23 protein-coding genes are annotated in these 18,820 nt (G+C 66.7%); 6 read left to right on the forward strand and 17 right to left on the reverse strand.

The features are described from left to right. Window position 1: 1 nt before the first annotated feature. From L2D01_09540 to rpsD, 4 genes are all read right to left on the reverse strand, one after another. Window positions 2-982 carry a sodium-dependent bicarbonate transport family permease gene (locus L2D01_09540; GenBank protein WBQ09137.1) on the reverse strand — a complete coding sequence of 327 codons (981 nt, stop codon included), beginning with the start codon at window positions 980-982 and terminating at the stop codon, window positions 2-4. Between the two features lie 49 nt (window positions 983-1,031). Continuing rightward, window positions 1,032-2,141 (reverse strand): DUF2336 domain-containing protein, encoded by a 1,110-nt coding sequence (locus L2D01_09545; GenBank protein ID WBQ09138.1) that lies wholly within the window; start codon window positions 2,139-2,141, stop codon window positions 1,032-1,034. An 86-nt stretch (window positions 2,142-2,227) separates the two neighbouring features. Further along, window positions 2,228-2,599, reverse strand: a complete 372-nt coding sequence (locus L2D01_09550) for a hypothetical protein (GenBank protein ID WBQ09139.1) — start codon at window positions 2,597-2,599, stop codon at window positions 2,228-2,230. A 147-nt stretch (window positions 2,600-2,746) separates the two neighbouring features. Further along, window positions 2,747-3,364, reverse strand: coding sequence for a 30S ribosomal protein S4 (rpsD, locus tag L2D01_09555; protein WBQ09140.1), 618 nt, complete (start codon window positions 3,362-3,364; stop codon window positions 2,747-2,749). A gap of 246 nt (window positions 3,365-3,610) precedes the next feature. On the opposite strand from rpsD, the gene L2D01_09560 reads away from it, so the two are divergent. From L2D01_09560 to L2D01_09570, 3 genes are all read left to right on the forward strand, one after another. After that, window positions 3,611-4,186, forward strand: a complete 576-nt coding sequence (locus L2D01_09560) for a DNA-3-methyladenine glycosylase I (protein WBQ09141.1) — start codon at window positions 3,611-3,613, stop codon at window positions 4,184-4,186. A 94-nt stretch (window positions 4,187-4,280) separates the two neighbouring features. Beyond that, window positions 4,281-5,426, forward strand: a complete 1,146-nt coding sequence (locus L2D01_09565; protein ID WBQ09142.1) for a beta-ketoacyl-ACP synthase III — start codon at window positions 4,281-4,283, stop codon at window positions 5,424-5,426. 1 nt (window position 5,427) lies between these two features. Beyond that, window positions 5,428-6,495 (forward strand): hypothetical protein, encoded by a 1,068-nt coding sequence (locus tag L2D01_09570; GenBank protein WBQ09143.1) that lies wholly within the window; start codon window positions 5,428-5,430, stop codon window positions 6,493-6,495. Between the two features lie 7 nt (window positions 6,496-6,502). Here the strand turns inward: L2D01_09570 and dxs are convergent, their stop codons facing one another. The 10 genes from dxs to L2D01_09620 all read right to left on the reverse strand — a co-directional run bounded on the left by dxs (window position 6,503) and on the right by L2D01_09620 (window position 14,255). Beyond that, window positions 6,503-8,410 (reverse strand): 1-deoxy-D-xylulose-5-phosphate synthase, encoded by a 1,908-nt coding sequence (gene dxs, locus L2D01_09575; GenBank protein ID WBQ09144.1) that lies wholly within the window; start codon window positions 8,408-8,410, stop codon window positions 6,503-6,505. 37 nt (window positions 8,411-8,447) lie between these two features. Beyond that, entirely contained in the window at window positions 8,448-9,338 is an 891-nt protein-coding gene (locus tag L2D01_09580) for a polyprenyl synthetase family protein (GenBank protein WBQ09145.1), read from the reverse strand. An 11-nt stretch (window positions 9,339-9,349) separates the two neighbouring features. Next, the gene (locus tag L2D01_09585) at window positions 9,350-9,709 is read right to left on the reverse strand and encodes a tRNA-binding protein (GenBank protein WBQ09146.1); all 360 of its coding nucleotides are present in this window, start codon (window positions 9,707-9,709) and stop codon (window positions 9,350-9,352) included. Window positions 9,710-9,711: 2 nt separating this feature from the next. After that, window positions 9,712-9,954, reverse strand: a complete 243-nt coding sequence (locus tag L2D01_09590; GenBank protein WBQ09147.1) for an exodeoxyribonuclease VII small subunit — start codon at window positions 9,952-9,954, stop codon at window positions 9,712-9,714. Window positions 9,955-10,062: 108 nt separating this feature from the next. After that, the gene (locus L2D01_09595; protein ID WBQ09148.1) at window positions 10,063-10,641 is read right to left on the reverse strand and encodes a phosphoglycerate mutase family protein; all 579 of its coding nucleotides are present in this window, start codon (window positions 10,639-10,641) and stop codon (window positions 10,063-10,065) included. 47 nt (window positions 10,642-10,688) lie between these two features. Continuing rightward, entirely contained in the window at window positions 10,689-11,612 is a 924-nt protein-coding gene (locus L2D01_09600) for a hypothetical protein (protein ID WBQ09149.1), read from the reverse strand. A 53-nt stretch (window positions 11,613-11,665) separates the two neighbouring features. Next, complete coding sequence (locus L2D01_09605) at window positions 11,666-12,088, reverse strand: SET domain-containing protein (GenBank protein WBQ09150.1); 423 nt, start codon at window positions 12,086-12,088, stop codon at window positions 11,666-11,668. A 145-nt stretch (window positions 12,089-12,233) separates the two neighbouring features. Beyond that, window positions 12,234-13,106, reverse strand: a complete 873-nt coding sequence (locus L2D01_09610) for an NAD(P)-dependent oxidoreductase (protein WBQ09151.1) — start codon at window positions 13,104-13,106, stop codon at window positions 12,234-12,236. Window positions 13,107-13,149: 43 nt separating this feature from the next. Continuing rightward, a complete protein-coding gene (lepB, locus tag L2D01_09615) occupies window positions 13,150-13,902 on the reverse strand; it encodes a signal peptidase I (GenBank protein WBQ09152.1) in 753 nt (250 codons plus the stop codon). Continuing rightward, a complete protein-coding gene (locus tag L2D01_09620; GenBank protein ID WBQ09153.1) occupies window positions 13,902-14,255 on the reverse strand; it encodes a YbjQ family protein in 354 nt (117 codons plus the stop codon). The genes lepB and L2D01_09620 overlap by 1 nt, the downstream gene beginning before the upstream one ends. 173 nt (window positions 14,256-14,428) lie before the next feature. Between L2D01_09620 and L2D01_09625 the strand changes: the two genes are divergently transcribed. Next, window positions 14,429-14,794 carry a hypothetical protein gene (locus L2D01_09625; GenBank protein WBQ09154.1) on the forward strand — a complete coding sequence of 122 codons (366 nt, stop codon included), beginning with the start codon at window positions 14,429-14,431 and terminating at the stop codon, window positions 14,792-14,794. On the opposite strand, the gene L2D01_09630 is transcribed toward L2D01_09625, so the two are convergent. Continuing rightward, complete coding sequence (locus L2D01_09630; protein ID WBQ09155.1) at window positions 14,791-16,575, reverse strand: acyl-CoA dehydrogenase; 1,785 nt, start codon at window positions 16,573-16,575, stop codon at window positions 14,791-14,793. The genes L2D01_09625 and L2D01_09630 overlap by 4 nt on opposite strands. Before the next feature lie 134 nt (window positions 16,576-16,709). Here L2D01_09630 and L2D01_09635 point away from each other — a divergent pair, with 134 nt between their 5' ends. Both L2D01_09635 and L2D01_09640 read left to right on the forward strand, forming a co-directional pair. Next, complete coding sequence (locus L2D01_09635; GenBank protein ID WBQ09156.1) at window positions 16,710-17,312, forward strand: YceI family protein; 603 nt, start codon at window positions 16,710-16,712, stop codon at window positions 17,310-17,312. Between the two features lie 3 nt (window positions 17,313-17,315). Then, window positions 17,316-17,915 (forward strand): cytochrome b, encoded by a 600-nt coding sequence (locus tag L2D01_09640; protein ID WBQ09157.1) that lies wholly within the window; start codon window positions 17,316-17,318, stop codon window positions 17,913-17,915. Between the two features lie 5 nt (window positions 17,916-17,920). Here L2D01_09640 and L2D01_09645 read toward each other — a convergent pair whose 3' ends face one another. Next, on the reverse strand, window positions 17,921-18,262 hold the full coding sequence (locus tag L2D01_09645) for a hypothetical protein (protein WBQ09158.1): 342 nt from the start codon (window positions 18,260-18,262) through the stop codon (window positions 17,921-17,923). Next, window positions 18,259-18,810, reverse strand: coding sequence for an RNA polymerase sigma factor (locus tag L2D01_09650; protein WBQ09159.1), 552 nt, complete (start codon window positions 18,808-18,810; stop codon window positions 18,259-18,261). The genes L2D01_09645 and L2D01_09650 overlap by 4 nt, the downstream gene beginning before the upstream one ends. Window positions 18,811-18,820: the final 10 nt, after the last annotated feature.

Consider the following 18,820-nt stretch of genomic DNA (forward strand, 5'->3'; position numbering starts at 1 on the left):
GTCAGCCTCCCAGAACTGCGCGCGCCACACTGGTATAGAGCGGTATGCCGATGGTCAGATTGAACGGGAAGGTGATCGCCAGCGACAAGGTGAGATACACGGACGGGTCCGCCTCCGGCAGGGCGATGCGCATGGCGGCGGGCACTGCGATATAGCTCGCCGATCCTGACAGGATCATCAGCGCCGCCGCATCGCCCGCGCTCATGCCGATCAGCCACGCCACGGGCAGCGCCGCCGCGGCGCCGATCAGCGGCATCACCACCCCGAACGCTATCCCGGACACGCCCAGCTTTTTTGCTCCGCCCAGCCTGCGCGAGGCGACCAGCCCCATGTCCAGAAGGAACAGGCACAGCAGGCCCTGGAACAATCCGTTCACGAACAGATCGAGGCGCGCCATGCCCGCCGGTCCGGACGCCCAGCCGATAAGGAAGGCGCCGATGAGCAGCACCACCGATCCGTTCAGCAGCACCTCTCGCAGGAGCTCCGGGCGCGCTTCCGGGTCCGGCCCCTTCGCGGCCCGGCCCGCCAGCCACAGACCGGTCAGGATCGCCGGCGTCTCCATGATCGCCAGCACCGCCACCATATGGCCCGACCAGATCAGGCCTGACGCGGTGAGGAACTCCGAACCCGCCACAAAGGTGACCACCGAGATTGAGCCATAGTGCGCGGCGCTCGCCGCGGCCGTGGCCCGGTCCACCTTGGTGAAGGCGCGCAAGAGCGCAAACGCGACCAGCGGCAGGGAGAAGCTGAGCACAACACCGGCCAGCGCCGCGAGGGCGAGGTCCATCGACAGGCCCACCTCGGCCACGGCCGCGCCACCCTTGAAACCGATGGCGAGCATCAGATAGAGCGCCAGCCCCTTGGCGATGGCCTGGGGAATGGTGAGATCGGACCGGGCGACGCCGGCGAAAATCCCCAGTGCGAAGAACAGCACGGCGGGCGAGGTGAGATTGGCCAGGGCCAGAGCAATTGCGTCGGTCATAAAACGCGTCGTTAGCGGCAGGACCTGCCCCTGACAAGCGATTCCCGCGTCAGCTGGCGCCGGTGCGTCCGATGACCCAGTTCCAGTAGCGCAAGACCGTCTGCGCCTTGTCGACGGAAAGCGTGTCGAACACGCGCACAGCCTGCTGGATGCGCAGCGGCGTATCGGTGCGCCCGCCCAGCTCGACCAGCATCACCAGATGCTCGCGCGACAGGCCTGTGGCCTTGGCCAGCACGGCCAGCGGCTCGCCGCCGAAATCATCCAGCATGCGATTGGTCAGGTCCTGACCGATGGCCGACAGCGTGGCCATCTCGGCGCGCGCCTCCAACCTCAATCCCTCGCGCGCGGCATGCTCGATCAGGCCTTCCAGCGATTGCCAGGGCGACAGCTCGGCGGCGCGGCGGTCACGCTGGCGCCGGTCGATATAGACCAGTGCGGCGTCCACAGCCGGGTCACGCTCTTCCTGGCGCGCGGCCAGCGGAAACACGTCGCTGGCGGCTTCTTGCAGAATGGCGCGCGAGGCGGCGAAGCGGTCCAGAATCATGCGGCGCTGATCATGACCACACGCCCAGAACAGGGTGAGCGCCTGGGCCGGGCGAAGCTCGGCGCGCTTGATGAGCAAAAGCGCCAGCGTCTCGTTTTCAGCCGCTTCGCGCACCAGAAACTCGACCGTCTCCAGCGCCAGATGCGCCCCGGCATTGCGCAGGATCGCCGAGATGACGTCCACGTCGCCGCTGGCGCACAGGGCGGCGGCGACCACTTCGGACACGCGCTCTCGCCGGGCCAGCGCCAGACGGTGTCGGCGGCTGGTCTTGCGCGCGATCTCCATCATGTCGAAATCGGTCAGCGCCCGGGCGCGCGCCAGCAAGGGGTCGGCGATCTCGAATTCATCCAGCGCCAGGCGGCGCACGAGGCCGGCGGGCGCTTCGGCCTGATCGGCCAGGCGCGCAGCGACCTTCGCGCGCAAGCCGGCATCAGCGGTGGCCAGCATGGTCTCCAGCACATCGGCCACCATCCAGCGCTCTTGCGGCGCCACGCGGCTGGCGGGCAGGCACACAATGTCAGCCAGGCGCCGCGTCAACAGCGTGCGCGCCCGGCCCGCTGGCGGAGCGGGCGGCGGCGCGGCCGGCTCGGCGACGGATCGAAAGTCTTCAGCCATGCGCACAAATCCGTGACGGCAGAATGCGTCAGGGCACTATCGGCGCGGCGCGTTAAGGAATGGTCTCCGCAACCAGGCTGGAGACGTTAGCTGGATGGCGGCGCCGAGCGCGGATTGGTGACGCGCACGCCCGCGCCCTGCGGGAGCCCCAGATCGTCACGCGTCCACACCAGCTCCACCCCCTGGGGCAGCAGCGCGCGGCAGTTATCGGCATGGATGCGCGTCAGCGTGACGTCGAAATTCCAGCCCTGCCCGCCGGCGCCGTACACATCGGCGACAAAGCTGTCGCGCGTGGTGCAGCCATTGGAGGCCACGCGCACCACCAGATCGCCCGCCCGGTCCACGCGCCAGTCATAGACCGGTTCGGCGCTGTATCCGGCCGGGCTGTAGGGCGCAGTCTGGCAGGCTGTCGCGAGCAGGGCGAACGCACCGGCGCAGGCGGTCTTCAGGCGGATCATGGCGCGTCTCCTGTCGGCAGCTGATCGCGAGCTTACCTGACCGTGAGGCGAGGCGACAGCACCAAGGCCGCAAGAAAAAGACCCGCCAGCGTGCGCCAGCGGGTCTCGTTCGGTCGTGCAGGCGCAGCCGAAGCCGCGCCGAAGACCTTAGGAGGAGTAGAATTCCACCACGAGGTTGGGCTCCATCTTCACCGGATAGGGCACCTCGTTGAAATCGGGGATGCGGGCGTAAGTCGCCTTCATGCCCTTGCCTTCAAGCTCGATATACTCGGGCACGTCACGCTCGGGGCTGCCCAGCGCTTCGAGCACCAGGGCCATGTTGCGCGACTTCTCGCGCACTTCGATGACGTCGCCCGGCTTGCACTGGTAGGACGCGATGTTGACGCGCTGACCGTTCACCTTCACGTGGCCGTGATTGACGAACTGGCGCGCGGCGAACACGGTCGGCACGAACTTGGCGCGATAGACGATCGCATCCAGACGGCTTTCCAGCAGGCCGATCAGGTTCTCGGCGGTGTTGCCCTTGCGGCGCATCGCCTCGGTATAGATCTTGAGAAACTGCTTCTCGGTGATGTTGCCGTAATAGCCTTTCAGCTTCTGCTTGGCGCGCAGCTGAAGGCCGAAATCGGACAGCTTGCCGGCGCGGCGCTGGCCGTGCTGGCCCGGGCCGTAGGCGCGGTTGTTCACCGGGGACTTGGCGCGGCCCCAGATGTTTTCGCCCATACGGCGGTCGATCTTGTATTTCTGCGAATGACGCTTTGACATCAGGTCTCTCTTTTATGACGCGGCCCGGCGCAGCTCCCTCGTTGCTGCGCAATGGAAACGGCGGTTCTCGCGTCGTCCGTGCGTGTTGATACGAGCGGTCCGGCAAGGCCGGCCACTGAGGGATCGGGGCTTATGGGCCAGGCGCGCCCGCCTGTCAATCAAGCCCCCTGCCCCGGCGCACGAATCAGGTAGCGGTCAGGGCTGCGCGCCGCTAGCGTGCGCCTCGCACGCACGAAGGACGCCGCCATGACCCAGCGATGCCCCTGGCCGGGCAATGATCCGCTTTACATCGCCTATCATGATGAGGAGTGGGGCGTGCCTGAGCGCGATGACCGCGCTCTGTTTGAAAAACTGGTGCTGGACGGCTTCCAGGCCGGGCTCGCCTGGATCACCATATTGCGCAAGCGCGAGACCATGCGCGCGGCCTTCGACCGGTTCGATCCCTACATCATCGCCCGCTATGGCGAGGCGGACATCAACCGGCTGATGGGTGACGCCGGCATCATCCGTTCGCGCGCCAAGATCAAGGCGGCCATCGGCAATGCGCGCGCCTGGATCGCCATCCAGGAGGCGGGGCCCGGCTTCTCCGCCTTCCTGTGGGACTTCGTTGACGGCGTTCCCGTTCAGAACCGCCACACGGCGATGAGCGAGGTGCCCGCCCAGACCGAAACCAGCCAGGCCATGGCCAAAGCGCTGAAACAGGCCGGGTTCAAGTTCTGTGGACCTGTGATCGTCTATGCCTTCATGCAGGCTGTGGGCATGGTTAACGACCATCTGGTCACCTGCCCGCGCCATGGCGAGGTCGCGCGCCTGTCGGCGTGATCAACACTCTCTGTACGTATGGTTGGCGCATGGGGCGATGCTCGCTAAGTTGGCGCGTGATCAAACAGACTCAGACAGAATGCTGGAGCCTTTCATGAGCGCCGCTGTTATCCGGTCCACGGGCCTGTGGACGCCCGCGGAGTCCATTTCCAATGACGAGCTGGTGGCCAGCTTCAACGCCTATGTGAGCGCCTATAACGACGCCCACGCCGGCGAGATCGCCCGCGGCGAGACCGAGTCGCTGAGCCCCTCGTCGGCCGAATTCGTCGAAAAGGCCTCCGGGATCAAGTCGCGCTATGTCATCGACAAGGCCGGCGTGCTGGACATCAAGCGCATGACGCCGCGCATTCCCGCGCGCGGCAATGACGAGCTGGCGCTGTTGGCCGAGATCGGCCTGAACGCCTGCCGCGACGCGCTGGAGCGCGCCGGGCGGACGCCCGGCGATGTGGACGGGGTGATTGTCGGCGCCTCCAACATGCAGCGCGCCTATCCGGCGGTGGCCATCGAGATCCAGGACGCGCTGGGCATTGAGGAAGGCTTCGGCTTTGACATGAACGTGGCCTGCTCTTCGGCGACCTTCGCCATGCAGGCCGCCGCCGACATGATCGCCCAGGGCCATGCCCGCGCCATCCTGGTGGTCAATCCGGAAATCTGCTCGGCCCATCTCAACTGGCGCGACCGCGACAGCCATTTCATCTTCGGCGATGTGGCCACCGCGATCCTGCTGGAGCGCGAGGATCTGGGTGAAGGCGGCTGGCGCATTCTGGGCACGCGCCTGCGCACCAAATTCTCCAACAATATCCGCAATAATTTCGGCTTCCTGAACCGCACCGAGCGCGCGGACGGCGACAACGGCGCGCGCGCCAACGGCTCGCCCAAGGATGACAAGCTGTTCGTCCAGGAAGGCCGCAAGGTGTTCAAGGAGGTCGTGCCCATGGTGTCGGACATGATCCGCGAGCATATGGAGGAGCTGGGCCTGGCGCCCGATCAGATGCGCCGCATCTGGCTGCACCAGGCCAATATCAACATGAATCTGATGATCGCGCGCAAGGTATTCGGCCGCGAGGCCGGCGGCGAGGACGCGCCGACCATTCTGGACACCTATGCCAACACCTCATCGGCGGGCTCCATCATCGCCTTCCACCTCAATAGCGACGATCTCAGCGCCGGCGACAAAGGCGTCATCTGCTCGTTCGGCGCCGGCTATTCGGCCGGATCGGTGTTTGTCGAGAAGCTGTAAGATGCGCGCGGCGCCGACTGACACCGAAATCTTTGCCCGGGTCCTCGCCAAAACCAGCGAGTATCTCGATTTCCCGTCCGTGGTCGGTCACGAGACGCCCTTTCTTGACCATCTCGCACGCGATTTCACGGCGCTGGGGGCCAAGGTCACCCGGCCGCGCAATCTGTGCATTGCGCAGCTGGGCGAGGGTCCGGTGTATCTCGCCCATATCGACCGCCATGGCGCGATCACGGCCGAAGACGGCGCAGCGGTCTACGCCGCCCACGCCGTGAAGAACGAGAAATACGGCGAAGCCCACACCGTCACAGCCAATTTCGCCGAATCCGTCTCCAAGCGCTATGCCGGTGAAACGGTCTTCGCCTATGACCGCAAGACGGGCGGGCGCATCGCCTATGGACGCATCGTCTCCGCCAGCGTGGACGCCGCGTCGCGCCTGGTGCTGTCTCTGGAGGGTATGATCGATCTGGCGCCGGGCACGCCGATCGCGTTCGCCCGCACGCTCGGACCGCTGGAAGCCGGACTGATTTCCGGCCAGCTCGACAATCCGGTCTCGGCGGCGGCCCTGCGCGTGGCGGCGGAGTTCGGACTGACCGGCACCATCATCTTCACTGCCGAGGAAGAGATCGGCCGCTCAGCGGCCCATGCGCTGGGCTGGCTGGTCAATGCCGGTCAGGAGCGCCAGGACATTGTGGTGCTTGACACCACGCCCTTTGACGACAGCGCCGCGGCGCTGGCCGGCGCGGTGATACTGCGCCGTCGTGACGCGACCGCCGCCTTCCACCCAGACACCGTCCAGCGGGTTGAGCGCGCGGCCAATACGGTCAGCGCGCCGATCATTTTCAAGGACAGCTTCATCGAGCGCGAGAACGACGCCCACGCGCGCCGCGGCCAGCCGCTCAAATCACTGGGCCTGACTGAGCTCGGACGCATCGTCGCCCTGTCCTCGGGACGCTGCACCGGCGCGACGTTGCAGATCCCGACCTTCAACTATCATTCAAACCAGGAATCCACGACCCCGCGCGCGATCACCGCATTCGCCAGAACGCTGCTGGCGCTGGGTCAAGGCTGACGCCCGCTCACGCCAGGGCGCGGGCGGCGTCTTCTTCACGGCCCAGCGCGTCGAGCACTGTGGCGGTGATGTGGCGGGCGTTCAGGCGCGCCGCATCATACATGGCGAACGGGCTGTCGTGATCCAGGAACACGTCCGGCAGCGTCATGGTGCGGATTTTCAGCCCGCGATCCAGTGCGCCCTTTTCCGCCAGCAGGTGCAGCACGAAGGCGCCAAACCCGCCGCGCGAGCCTTCCTCGATGGTGACCAGCACTTCGTGCTCGCGCGCCAGACGCAGGATCATGTCCTCATCCAGCGGCTTGGCGAAGCGGGCGTCCGCCACGGTGGGCGACAGGCCATGAGCGGCCAGTTCATCGGCGGCTTTGAGCACTTCGCCCAGCCGGGTGCCCAGCGACAGCACGGCGACGCCGGAGCCCTCGCGCACAATCCGGCCCTTGCCAATCTCCAGCGGTTCCGGCACGGCCGGAATCTCGACGCCGGTGCCCTCGCCGCGCGGATAACGCACAGCGCTGGGGCCGTCATCAATGGCCGCGCAAGTCGCGACCATGCGCGCCAGTTCCGCCTCGTCAGACGCCGCCATCAGCACCATGCCGGGCAGCGAACCCATGAAGCCGATATCAAACGAGCCCGCATGGGTCTGACCATCCGCGCCCACCAGCCCGGCCCGGTCGATGGCAAAGCGCACCGGCAGGGACTGGATGGCCACGTCATGGACCACCTGGTCGTACCCGCGCTGAAGGAAGGTGGAATACAGCGCCGCAAAGGGCTTCAGCCCCTCCGCCGCCAGACCCGCCGCAAACGTCACCGCATGCTGTTCGGCGATGCCCACATCGAAGGCGCGGTCCGGGAAGCGCGCGGCGAACTTGTCGACGCCGGTGCCAGCCGGCATGGCGGCGGTGACGGCGCAGATGCGCTCATCCTGCTCGCCCATGCGGATCAGCGCGTCGGCGAATACGGCGGTAAAGCCCGGAGGTCCGGCCTTGGCCTTTTGCTGCTCGCCGGTGACCACATTGAAGCGCGACACGCCGTGATACTTGTCGTCGGCGAGCTCCGCGGGAGCGTAGCCCTTGCCCTTCTGGGTCACGGCATGGATCAGCACCGGGCCGTCATCGGCGTCGCGCACATTGCGCAGCACAGCGATGACCTGTTCAAGATCATGGCCGTCAATGGGGCCGATATAGCGGAAGCCCAACTCCTCAAAGAGCGTGCCGCCCATGGCCATGCCGCGCAGATATTCCTCGGCCTTGCGCGCCTGGGTCTCGACGCCCAGCGTCTTGGCGATGCCCTTGCCGATCTTGCGCAGGTCGCGATAGCTCTTGGACGAGACCTGACGGGCGAAATAGTGGCTCATCGCGCCGACCGGCGGGGCGATGGACATGTCGTTGTCATTGATGATGACGATCATGTTCTTTTTCAGCGCGCCGGCATTGTTCATGGCCTCATAGGCCATGCCCGCCGACATCGAGCCGTCGCCGATCACGGCGATCACCTTGCGGTCATGCTCGCCCTTGAGATCGCGCGCCACGGCGAAACCGAGCGCAGCAGAGATGGAGGTGGCGGCATGGGCGGCGCCGAACGGATCGTAAACGCTTTCAGAGCGCTTGGTGAAGCCCGACAGCCCCCCGCCCTGACGCAGCGTGCGGATGCGGTCGCGCCGGCCTGTCAGGATTTTGTGCGGGTAGCACTGGTGGCCCACATCCCAGACCAGAATGTCGTCGGGCGTATCGAATACGTGATGCAGCGCCAGGGTCAGTTCCACCACGCCCAGCCCGGCGCCCAGATGGCCGCCGGTGACAGACACCGTGTCGATGGTCTCGGCGCGCAACTCCTCGGCCACAGCCGTCAGGAAGGTCAGATCGCGATTTTTCAGGTCGCTGGGAACGCGGATCTGGTCGAGATGAGGCGTATGGGGCATGCGGTCTCCTGCAGCCGGGCTGACCGGCAATCAACTGTCAGGACTGGCGATCCAGGACATAATCAACAGTTTGTATCAGTAATTTTGCATCTTCGCCATAATCGGCCAGATGCTCCTTGGCCTGCGCGGCCAGATGCCGCGCGCGCGCGCGCGCACCCTCGACGCCCAGGATCGACACGAAGGTTGCCTTGCCCTGACCCTCATCCTTGCGCGTGCGCTTGCCGGTCAGGGACTCATCGCCCTCGGCATCGAGCAAATCATCAACGATCTGGTAGCAAAGCCCCAGATCGTGGGCGTAGCCTTCGAGCGCCGTGCGCGTCTCGCGGTCGGACCGCGCCAGAACCGGTCCGGCCTCGGCGCAGAAAGCGATCAGGGCGCCGGTCTTCATGCGCTGACAGCGGGTAATGACGCCGATCTCGGCCTCCTCGCCCGCTTCGATGGCCATGTCGATCATCTGCCCGCCCGCCATGCCGCGCGCACCGGCGGCCTGGGCGAGGCGCGCGATCAGATCGCAGCGCAGTGCCGCATCGGGATGGGTCTCCGGATCAGCGAGAATAGCGAAGGCCTGGGTCTGCAGCGCGTCGCCCGCCAGGATCGCCGTCGCATCGTCATAGGCGATGTGCAGGGTCGGGCGTCCCCTGCGCAGATCGTCATTGTCCATGGCCGGAAGGTCATCATGCACCAGCGAGTAGGCATGGATGCACTCCACCGCGCAGGCCGCGCGCAGAAGCGCGCGCTCATCGGCGCCCACCAGGCGCCCGCATTCGATCAGCAGGAAGGGCCGCATGCGCTTGCCCGGTCCCAGCGCCGAATAGCGCATGGCGGAGATGAGGCGCTTTTCCGGGCCATCGGGCCGGGGCAGCAAAGCATCCAATGCCACCGTCACGCGGTCAGCGGCTTCACCCAGAGCCGTTGAAAACTCTGACAACGCCCGCCCCATCATGACACCCGCGCGCCCAGCGGCGCCTCGCCATCGGCGCCCAGCAGGCAGACGCGCCCTTGCGCATCGTGCACGCCCAGCACCAGCACTTCAGAGCGCACTGGGCCGATCTGGCGCGGCGGGAAATTGACCACCGCCAGCACGCGCCGCCCCGGCAGCTCTTCGCGCGTATAATGCTCTGTGATCTGGGCCGAGCTCTTCTTCACGCCGACGCCGGGACCAAAATCGATGGTCAGCTTCCAGGCGGGCTTGCGCGCTTCGGGAAACGGGTCGGCGGCGACAATCTCGCCCAGACGCACATCAGCGCGGAAGAAATCCTCCGGCGCAATCTCGGGCAGCGGCGGCGCGTCGGGACCCATGCTCAATCCAGCCCCGCCGGTTCGGCGTCCGGCTTGCCGTCAGCACCGATGACGATCTTGTCGACTTTCAGCTGGGCGTCTTTCAGGCGGGCCTCGCAATGGGCTTTGAGCGCCGCGCCGCGCTGATAGAGCGCGATGGATTTCTCCAGCTCCACCTCGCCGCCCTCGAGCTTCTGGACAATGGTCTCCAGCTCTTCGAGCGCCGCTTCAAAGCTCAGGGTGGAGATGTCGGCAGGCGCACTCATGCTGGGCTCCGTGAGGGGATCGGGCCGCTCCAGAGAAGACGGAACCGCGCGCGCAATCAACCCTTCATTCCCGTAGCCGTGTCGCTGTCAGGCGCGCAAACGCAGCGCCTAGCGGCGCTCATACCGGCGCCAGGACCAGTAATCATCACCCCCGTCCACCACACAGCGCCAGTCCTGCGCCTGCAGCGCCGGGCGCAGCATGCGATTGAACCAGCCATGGGCGAACAGCGCCACGGGACCGTGATTCGCCGCCTCCACTAGCTGCGCGGCGGCCTGACGAGCGCGCAGCTCGGCTTGCTGGCGCGTCTCGCGCCCGCGCGCGCACCCCAGCCACCAGGCGCAGCGCGCATACACGCCCCAGGTGCGCGCCTTGAACCGGCCCGGCCAGGGCGGCGGCGGCAGCGCGGCTTCGACAAACATCGGATCGATCAGCAGCTCACGCTCGCCGATGCAGGCGCGTGCGGTCTCGATGGCGCGCGGCAGGGTGGAGGCGAACACGGTTCTCGCCGCACGCGCCTGCGAACACAGCGCTTCGGGCGGGGTCTGGCCGGGTTTGAGCCCCGCCAGGTCATAGGCCGCCCACCAGCGCTCATAGCCGCGCCAGTCGACCCGCTCATACCGGTTCAGGTCCGGTTCGCCGTGACGGGCAATAATGATCTGGCCAGGCGCGGCGCTGGGTAAGGTCATGATGTTCAATCAAGGCTGGATGACGCGGCGGGCCGCTGCACGAGACTTCACGCCGACTGCACGGCGCGCAGGAAGGCTCCGGTGGAGCGCTCCAGCGCGGCGCAGTCGTATCCGCCCTCAAGCACGCATACAAGCCGCGAATGAGCATGCGCCCGGGCCGCCTGCGCCAGCGCCGCCCCCGCCCAAGCGTAGTCGTCATCGCTCAGCGCCAGCCCGGCCAGCGGATCATCGCGATGGGCATCAAAGCCCGCAGACACAAACAGGAAGTCCGGCGCGAATGCTTCGATCCGGGGCAGAATCGCCGTCTCCACCGCCTTGCGCCAGGCGGGGCCTGCCGCTCCGGCAGCCTTCGGCACATTGATGATATTGCCGTGACGCCCGGTCTCGTGCGCGGCGCCGGTGCCGGGATAGATCCAGCCCTGATGGATGGACGCGAACAGGCAGGCGGGCTCGTCCTGCGCCCAGGCCTGCGTGCCATTGCCGTGGTGCACATCGATATCGACCACCGCGACCCGCGCCAGCCGGTGATGGGCCAGCGCATGGGCCGCGGCGATGGCGATGGTGTTGAACAGGCAGAACCCCATGGCCCGGTCAGGCTCGGCATGGTGGCCGGGTGGACGTGCGGCGACGAATACGGCCTCCGCCTCCCCCGCCATCACCGCATCGACCCCGGCCATGCCAGCGCCCGCCGCCGCCAGCGCCGCTTTCAGCGAGCCCGGGCTCATCCAGGTGTCGGCGTCCAGCGCCGTCTCGCCCTCGCGGGGAGACGCGGCGAACACCTGATCGATCAGGGCGCTCGCATGCACACGCTCCAGCGCGGCGCGGGAGGCCGGGGAAAAGCCTGTTGCAGGCTCGATTCCGGTCGCCGAAACCGCGCGCAAAACGGCCTGAAGCCTCCCGGCATGCTCCGGGTGCCCCTGGGGCGGATGGTGGTCCAGAGCGGCGGCGGGGGCGTGTACAAGGGTGCGCATGCCCCTTGGCTAACCCCTCCGCCTGCCGTCTGGCAACTGGTCGGTGCGCCGGTCTACTCCGCCGCCGCCAGGTGCTGCATGCCCGAATGGGCGTCCACCATGGAGGGCAGGATCACGAAGGCCGGTTCAAATTCGGCGTAGTTGCAGGTGATCTCCTCGCCCGCCGCGATATCGCGAATGGCGTAGCCGTACACCGCATCGGCAAAATTGGTGTTGGGCTCGCAGGAGTGGTTCATGTGCCGCCCGTTATCGGCATCCAGCACCAGCAGCGACGCATCGGCAGGATGGGGATAGGTGTAGCGGTCGACGAACCGGCGAATCGGTTCGGGCATGGCCGCGAGATCGGACGGGGAGATGAGCCGGTCGAAACCGGGTTCAAAGCGATAGATCGGCTGACCGGCGCGCACGAACTCGGCGGCGAACACGCCGACTCCTTCGATCGCGCTCGGGCCGACATAGGTGTCGATGAGCAACATGTGAGAACGCCTGAAGGCGACCCGCGTCGACGGGTGCCGGCAGAGTGGCGGCGGGTCATCTGACCAGGCCGCAGAGTGCGACGCTCCAACGCCTATGATGCGCGTTTTACAGAAAATGCAAGCGGCGTTTTTGGGGCAGGCCGGTTTAGTGCCCCAGCTGGATATCCATAATCTCCACGCCCGGCGGCGCAGGGGGGTGATCGGGGACGAAGAAGTCCGGCAGGAGCGCCTGGCCGGGCTCCACGGCGTACTGGTCGAGATCCGTCACGCCTTCGCTCACCAGGAAGCTGTCATCGATCAGGAAATTGCCGGTGAAGTCCGCGGCGGGCTTCAGCATCACGCGGTATGCGGTCTCGGCCAGGATGTCCGGCTTGCGGCAATGCTTGAACGCCTCCTCGCCGGCCAGCACATTGGCGATGGCGGCTGTGGCGATGGCGGTGCGCGGCCAGATGGCGTTGGCGGCGATGCGGCCCTTGAATTCGCCTGCCCAGCCGAGGATGCACAGGCTCATGCCGTATTTGGCGCTTGTATAGGCGACATGGGGCGCGAACCATTTCACCTGCATGTCCAGCGGCGGCGACAGGGCCAGGATGTGCGGGTTTTCAGCCTTCTCCAGCCAGGGCAGGCAGGCCTGCGTCACCAGAAACGTGCCGCGCGCATTGACCCCGTGCATCAGATCCCAGCGCTTGATGGGCGTGTCCTTGGTGGGCATCGGGAAGATGGCCGAGGCGTTGTTCACCACGATATCGATCCCGCCGAAGGTTTCAGCGGTTTTGGCCACGGCGGCCTGAACGCTGGCCTCGTCGCGGATGTCGCATTGCAGGGCCAGCGCCTTGCCGCCTGCAGCCTCGATTGACGCGGCGGCGGTGTGGATCGTGCCTTCGAGCTTGGGATGCGGATCGGCGGTCTTGGCCGCGATGGCGATATTGGCGCCGTCGCGTGCGCAGCGCTCGGCGATGGCCAGGCCGATGCCGCGGCTCGCCCCGGTGATGAAGATCGTCTTGCCCTTGAGGCTCATAAACCACCCTTCCCTGTTCTGGGGGAACGAGCCTAAAGCGCGATCAGAGCCCGCGCCAGACCCGCCAGGGCGGGCAGTGCAGGCCTTCTTCCTGACGGCAGGAGGCGAAGGTGAAGAGCACCGTGAACGCGCGGCCCACTACCTGATCATTGTGCACATAGCCCAGCCCGCCCAGCACACGGCTGTCGGCAGAAGCGTCACGATTGTCGCCCATCAGGAAGAGGTGGTTGGCGGGCACGCGGAACGGTCCGACATTGTCGAAATTCGCCGCGTCAGAGCGCTCGTAGATTTCATGCATCGTACCGTCGGGGAGAACCTCGTCATACACCGAGGCCTGCACCAGCAGGCCCGACCGGTCGCGGTACTGCACCACGCCCCTGGGCTCGCGATGGAGCATCTCGCCATTGAGGATCAAGCGCCCGTCGCGTACTTCCAGCGTATCGCCCGGCAGGCCGATCACACGCTTGATGATATTGATGTTCTGCTCGGGATCACGCACCACAATCACGTCGCCGCGATCCGGGACCGATCCGAACACTCGCCCGCTCCAGCTTTCGGGCAGGACATAGCCCAGCCCCAGCGGCAAGGAGTGGCGCGAATAGCCATAGGTGAATTTCGACACCAGCACGCGGTCGCCGACCTGCAGGCCGGGCTCCATGCTGACCGAGGGGATATGGAAGGCGGCGAACCCGAAGGTCACCAGCACCAGCCACACCGCCGCCACGCCGCCCAGGAAGCGCAAGGTTTCGCCCAGCTCGCCGACAGCCTTGAGGCCCAATGGGCGCAAACGGTTCATCATTTGAGCTTCACCGCTGTTCCATAGGCCAGGATTTCCGCGCTGCCTTCCATCACCGAGGAGGTGGAGAAACGGAAGGTCACCACCGCATCTGCACCCATTTCCTCGGCATGCGCCACCAGCCTGCCCAGCGCCTGCTCACGCGCCTCGGCCAGCAGCTTGGTGTATTCGGTCACCTCGCCGCCGACCAGATTGCGCAGGCCGGCGATGAAATCACGCCCGAAAAACCGCGCGCGCACCACCGATCCACGGGCGATCCCGATGACTTCAGCCACCTCGCGCGCCGGAACTGTATCGGCCATGGTCACGATCACCGGGGCCCGCGCGCCCGGATGGCCTCCCGCACTGGTCATGGTCTGCTCCCCTTCCGCCCGGCGGCCGAGGCCGCTGGCGAGTCTGTGTTGCACATTCTTATCAGCCTACAGGGCAAATCCAAATGAAACCCTGTTATGATCCGGCGTGCTGCGCAGTCTTGAGCCATGCGGCGAACCATCCGAAACTGATCGCATCAGGAGGATCAGACCCCATGAGCGACGCCATGCCTGACGCCCGACCCGACCCCCATGGCGACCGGACGCTGGCGCTGGTCAATTACGTGCTGCTGCTGTTCGCGCTATCCAACGGGATCACCGCCCTGATCGCGCTGGTCATCGCCTTCATGCGCCGCGACAAGGCGCCCGCCTGGCTGCTCAATCACTATGATTTCCAGATCCGCACCGTGATCTACGGCATCATCATCGCGGTGGTCGGTTTCGCCACGATCTGGCTGCTCGGTCTCGGGCTCCTGATCTGGCTGCTCGGCGCGGTGTGGCTGGTGGTGCGCACGGTGGTGGGGCTGATGCGCCTGGTCGACGGCCGCACCCACCCCGATCCGGGCGCATACTGGATCTAGGCGCTTTCCAGCATCGTCAGCCCCGGCTCGAACAGCACGGCCGCGCCCGTCTGGATATCGCCCAGCAGGCCCGGGGCGCTGGACAGCACCGTGTCGGCATAAACGCGAGTCATGGCGATGCGGGCACTGGCATAGGCCTGATCGCCCTCTCTTTCCTTCAGGCGGCGCTGGGCCGCCACCGCGCCGACGCACAACAGCCAGCCGCCGGTGACGTCACCGGCCAGCTTCAGGAAGGGCGTGGCGCCCGCCAGCCGGTCGGCCTCGCTGGCCTTGAGCATCCAGTCGGACGCCGCTTTGAGCGCATCGCACGCCGGCGCCAGCTGGGCGGCCAGCGCAGTCAGATCAGGGTTGGAGCTGGTCTCGCAATCTTCCACAGTCTGGCGGATATCGTCGATCAGCTCGCCCATGGCCTCGCCGCCATCGCGCACCAGCTTGCGGCCCACCAAATCAATCGCCTGAATGCCGTTCGTGCCTTCATAGATCGGGGCGATGCGGGCATCGCGGTAGTGCTGGGCCGCGCCGGTCTCCTCGATAAAGCCCATGCCGCCATGGATCTGCACGCCCATGGATGCGACTTCCACGCCCACATCGGTGCACCAGGCCTTGGCGATGGGGATCAGCAAATCCTCGCGCCGCTTGGCCCACGCCGCCTCGTCTTCGTCGTCATGGTGCTCGGCGAAATCGGCCTCCACCGCGGCGTGAAAGCAGATGGCGCGCGCGGCCTCGATCTTGGCTTTCATCATCGCCAGGGTGCGGCGGATGTCGGGATGCTCGATGATCGGGTGGGGTCCCTCGCCCTCCCCCATCAGGGCGCGGCCTTGCAGGCGGCCCAGTGCGAAATCGTAAGCCTGCTGATAGGCGCGCTCGGCGATCCCGACGCCCTGAACGCCGACATTGAGGCGTGCCGAGTTCATCATGATGAACATCGCGGCCATGCCCTTGAATTCCTTGCCGACAAGCCAGCCCTTGGCGCCGGCATACTCCATCGTGCAGGTGGGCGAGCCGTGAATGCCCATCTTGTGCTCCAGCCCGATGGCGGTCACGGCGTTGCGCTCCCCCGGCGCGCCGGTCTCATCCGGGATGAATTTCGGCACCAGGAAAAGCGAAATGCCGCGCGTGCCCGGCTCGCCGCCGGGCGTGCGCGCCAGCACCAGGTGGATGATATTGTCCGTGCAGTCGTGCTCGCCCCAGGTGATGTAGATTTTCTGCCCCGTGATCGACCAGGACCCGTCGCCATTGGGTTCGGCCTTGGTGCGCAGCGCCCCCACATCCGAACCCGCCTGCGGCTCGGTCAGATTCATGGTCGCTGTCCATTCGCCGGAAATGATTTTCGGCAAATAGACCTCGCGCTGCTGCGGCGTGCCCACCGCGATCAGCGCCTCGATGGCGCCAAACGACAGCATCGGCCCCAGACCGAAGGCCATGTTGGCGCTTTGCAGCATCTCCATCAGCGCGCAACCCAGCGCCCGCGGCAGGCCCATGCCGCCATGCCCGGTGTCAAACTGCAGCCCCTGCCAGCCGCCCTCGACGAATTTGGCATAGGCCTCCTTGAAGCCGTCGGGCGTGGTCACCGCGCCGTCTTTCAGCGTGCAGCCCTGCTGGTCGCCGGTCCAGTTGAGCGGCGCCAGCACGTCATTGGCCAGGCGTGCCGCCTCTTCCAGAATCGCGGTCGTCAGATCGCCCGACAGCTCGGGAAACGCGCCCGTAGGCTTGAGCCCGTCGAGCGCAGCGATTTCTTCCAGACAGAAGCGGATGTCGCGGACAGGGGCGCGGTAGGTCATGGGCGGGCCTCGAGGGTCAGATCAGGATATGAGCCGCAACATACCGCTTTCACGCGCGGGCGCGAGGGGGTGCGTGAACTGGACGCGGCGCTGTGCCGGTCTAGTCTCAGGCGCCGACAGTGAAAGTCAGCCCCATGCGCCGTCTCGCCACCCTCGCCTGCCTCATGCTTGCCGCCTGCGTGTCGGCGCCGTCGGTCGATCCCGAGCGCCTGCCCGCTGGCGCGTGGGCGCTGGACACAGAGCATGCCTCGGTCAACTGGCGGGTGCGCCATCTGGGCCTGTCCTGGTACACGGCGCGCTTTGACGGGCTGGACGCGCGCCTGAGCTTCGATCCGGCAAGCCCCGGCGCGTCAGAGCTCACGGCCGTGATCGACGCGGCCTCGGTCTCCACCGGCGACCCGGACTTTGACGAAACCTTGCGCGGCGGCGCCTGGTTTGACGCGGAACTTCACCCGCAGATCATCTTCCGCTCCACCCGCATCGAAGTGACCGGCGAGACCACCGGGCGCATCCATGGTGAGCTCACTTTGAAGGGCGTCACGCGTCCCGCCGTTCTGGAAACAGAGTTTTACGGCGGGGTCTTCAATCTGCTCGAAGGCCGTCGCGCCATGGGTTTCGGCGCCGATCTGATCATCGACCGGAATGATTTCGGCGTCGGACAGCTGCCACCGGGCTTTATCGGCGACGAAGTTCGGGTACGAATAGAGGCCGAGTTCCTGCGCACCGCCCCGGAGTGAGTCATGACCGCCAGCCGCACCACCTACACCACCGTCGCCATCGCCTTCCACTGGGTGATCGCCATCATGCTGATCTCCATGGTGTTCTATGGCTGGTGGATGGAGGGGCTGCGCGATCTGGCCCTGGCTGGCGAGATGACCTTCGCCGAGGTGCAGACGGCGTATAACTGGCACAAGACCGCCGGCATCACCATCCTGATCCTGTCGCTGGCGCGGCTCGCCTGGCGCTTCACCCATCCCGTCCCGCCCCTTCCCGCGCACATGAAGCCGTGGGAAAAAATTCTGGCGCGCTTCACCCATATCGCGTTCTACGCGGTGATGATCGGCGCGCCGATCGGGGGCTGGGTGACGGCCTCGGCCACCAATTTCCCCACCCGCCTGTTCAATATTGAGGGGTTCGACCTGCCGCGCCTGCCCGTGCCCCAGACCGAGGGCTTCTATGAACTGGCCGGTTCGATCCACGGGGCCGGCGGCTGGGTGATCTTCGGCCTGCTGGCGCTGCATGCCGGGGCGGCGCTGAAGCACCATTTCCTCGACCGCGACGGCACGCTGCAGCGCATGATCCCGGGGCTGAACACGCCGCCCCAGACCGCGCGTGACTGACGCGCCTATCGCAGGCCGGGCTCGCGCCAGGACAATAGCAGCGCCAGTCCCAGCGCCGCCGCGCCTGCGGCGGCCATGACAATCGCCTGCCCGCTGAAGGCGCCGGCGGCGAGGGCGCCCGCATCCTCCAGCACCACGGCGAGCCCGCTGACCAGCGGGGCCGCCTGCACGCTCGCCACCGCCGCGCCCGCAAGGGCCGCCGCCGTCACCGCCGCCGCCCGCCAGCGCTCCAGATGCGGCAGGCGCGCCATCACGCGGCCGGCGAACTCGGGATCATGAGCCGGCGGTGCCGCATCCGCGAACAGGCCGCGCAGCTGAGCGTCAAATTCCTCGTCAGGGCGGGTCATGCGGCCTCCTTGCGCTCGAACCAGAGTTTCAGTTTCGCCCGGCCCCGGCTGACATGGGATTTGACCGTGCCCACGGGAAGGCCCGTCACCTGCGCGGCTTCAGAATGACTGAGGCCGGACGCGTAACACAACACCACGCAGGTGCGTTCCTCTTCACCGAGCTGGGCCAGCGCCCGGTCCAGATCGATCCGCTCTCCTCCGGGCTCGGGCGGCGTGCTGGTCTCGCCCGGCTCGGCCGTCAGCCCGTCGGCCAGACGCTGAGCCGCCCGGACCTTGCGCGCGCCCATCAGGAACTCGGAATAGGCGATGGCGCAAAGCCAGGCCTTGAAGCTGCCGTCGGCGCGGAAAGAACCAATACGCGTCCACGCTTTCAGGAAAGTTTCCTGGGCCAGATCATCGGCCAGCGCGCTCTGGCGCGTCAGGCGCAGGAGGAGGCTGCGCACCGCTTGCTGATGGCGTGCGACCAGCGCCCCGAAGGCACGCCGGTCGCCGGCGGCCATGACGGCCGCCGCCAGGTCAGCATCCGGAGCGTTGAGCGGGACCGCCATCGAAGCCGCC

The organism is Hyphomonadaceae bacterium ML37, from assembly GCA_027627685.1.
Classification (GTDB): domain Bacteria; phylum Pseudomonadota; class Alphaproteobacteria; order Caulobacterales; family Maricaulaceae; genus Oceanicaulis.

Coding starts and splice junctions, on each gene's coding strand:
- L2D01_09540 (WBQ09137.1), bottom strand. CDS start 982: ATGACCGACGCAATTGCTCTGGCCCTGGCCAATCTCACCTCGCCCGCC.
- L2D01_09545 (WBQ09138.1), bottom strand. CDS start 2,141: ATGGCTGAAGACTTTCGATCCGTCGCCGAGCCGGCCGCGCCGCCGCCC.
- L2D01_09550 (WBQ09139.1), bottom strand. CDS start 2,599: ATGATCCGCCTGAAGACCGCCTGCGCCGGTGCGTTCGCCCTGCTCGCG.
- rpsD (WBQ09140.1), bottom strand. CDS start 3,364: ATGTCAAAGCGTCATTCGCAGAAATACAAGATCGACCGCCGTATGGGC.
- L2D01_09560 (WBQ09141.1), top strand. CDS start 3,611: ATGACCCAGCGATGCCCCTGGCCGGGCAATGATCCGCTTTACATCGCC.
- L2D01_09565 (WBQ09142.1), top strand. CDS start 4,281: ATGAGCGCCGCTGTTATCCGGTCCACGGGCCTGTGGACGCCCGCGGAG.
- L2D01_09570 (WBQ09143.1), top strand. CDS start 5,428: ATGCGCGCGGCGCCGACTGACACCGAAATCTTTGCCCGGGTCCTCGCC.
- dxs (WBQ09144.1), bottom strand. CDS start 8,410: ATGCCCCATACGCCTCATCTCGACCAGATCCGCGTTCCCAGCGACCTG.
- L2D01_09585 (WBQ09146.1), bottom strand. CDS start 9,709: ATGGGTCCCGACGCGCCGCCGCTGCCCGAGATTGCGCCGGAGGATTTC.
- L2D01_09590 (WBQ09147.1), bottom strand. CDS start 9,954: ATGAGTGCGCCTGCCGACATCTCCACCCTGAGCTTTGAAGCGGCGCTC.
- L2D01_09595 (WBQ09148.1), bottom strand. CDS start 10,641: ATGACCTTACCCAGCGCCGCGCCTGGCCAGATCATTATTGCCCGTCAC.
- L2D01_09600 (WBQ09149.1), bottom strand. CDS start 11,612: ATGCGCACCCTTGTACACGCCCCCGCCGCCGCTCTGGACCACCATCCG.
- L2D01_09605 (WBQ09150.1), bottom strand. CDS start 12,088: ATGTTGCTCATCGACACCTATGTCGGCCCGAGCGCGATCGAAGGAGTC.
- L2D01_09610 (WBQ09151.1), bottom strand. CDS start 13,106: ATGAGCCTCAAGGGCAAGACGATCTTCATCACCGGGGCGAGCCGCGGC.
- lepB (WBQ09152.1), bottom strand. CDS start 13,902: ATGAACCGTTTGCGCCCATTGGGCCTCAAGGCTGTCGGCGAGCTGGGC.
- L2D01_09620 (WBQ09153.1), bottom strand. CDS start 14,255: ATGACCAGTGCGGGAGGCCATCCGGGCGCGCGGGCCCCGGTGATCGTG.
- L2D01_09625 (WBQ09154.1), top strand. CDS start 14,429: ATGAGCGACGCCATGCCTGACGCCCGACCCGACCCCCATGGCGACCGG.
- L2D01_09630 (WBQ09155.1), bottom strand. CDS start 16,575: ATGACCTACCGCGCCCCTGTCCGCGACATCCGCTTCTGTCTGGAAGAA.
- L2D01_09635 (WBQ09156.1), top strand. CDS start 16,710: ATGCGCCGTCTCGCCACCCTCGCCTGCCTCATGCTTGCCGCCTGCGTG.
- L2D01_09640 (WBQ09157.1), top strand. CDS start 17,316: ATGACCGCCAGCCGCACCACCTACACCACCGTCGCCATCGCCTTCCAC.
- L2D01_09645 (WBQ09158.1), bottom strand. CDS start 18,262: ATGACCCGCCCTGACGAGGAATTTGACGCTCAGCTGCGCGGCCTGTTC.
- L2D01_09650 (WBQ09159.1), bottom strand. CDS start 18,810: ATGGCGGTCCCGCTCAACGCTCCGGATGCTGACCTGGCGGCGGCCGTC.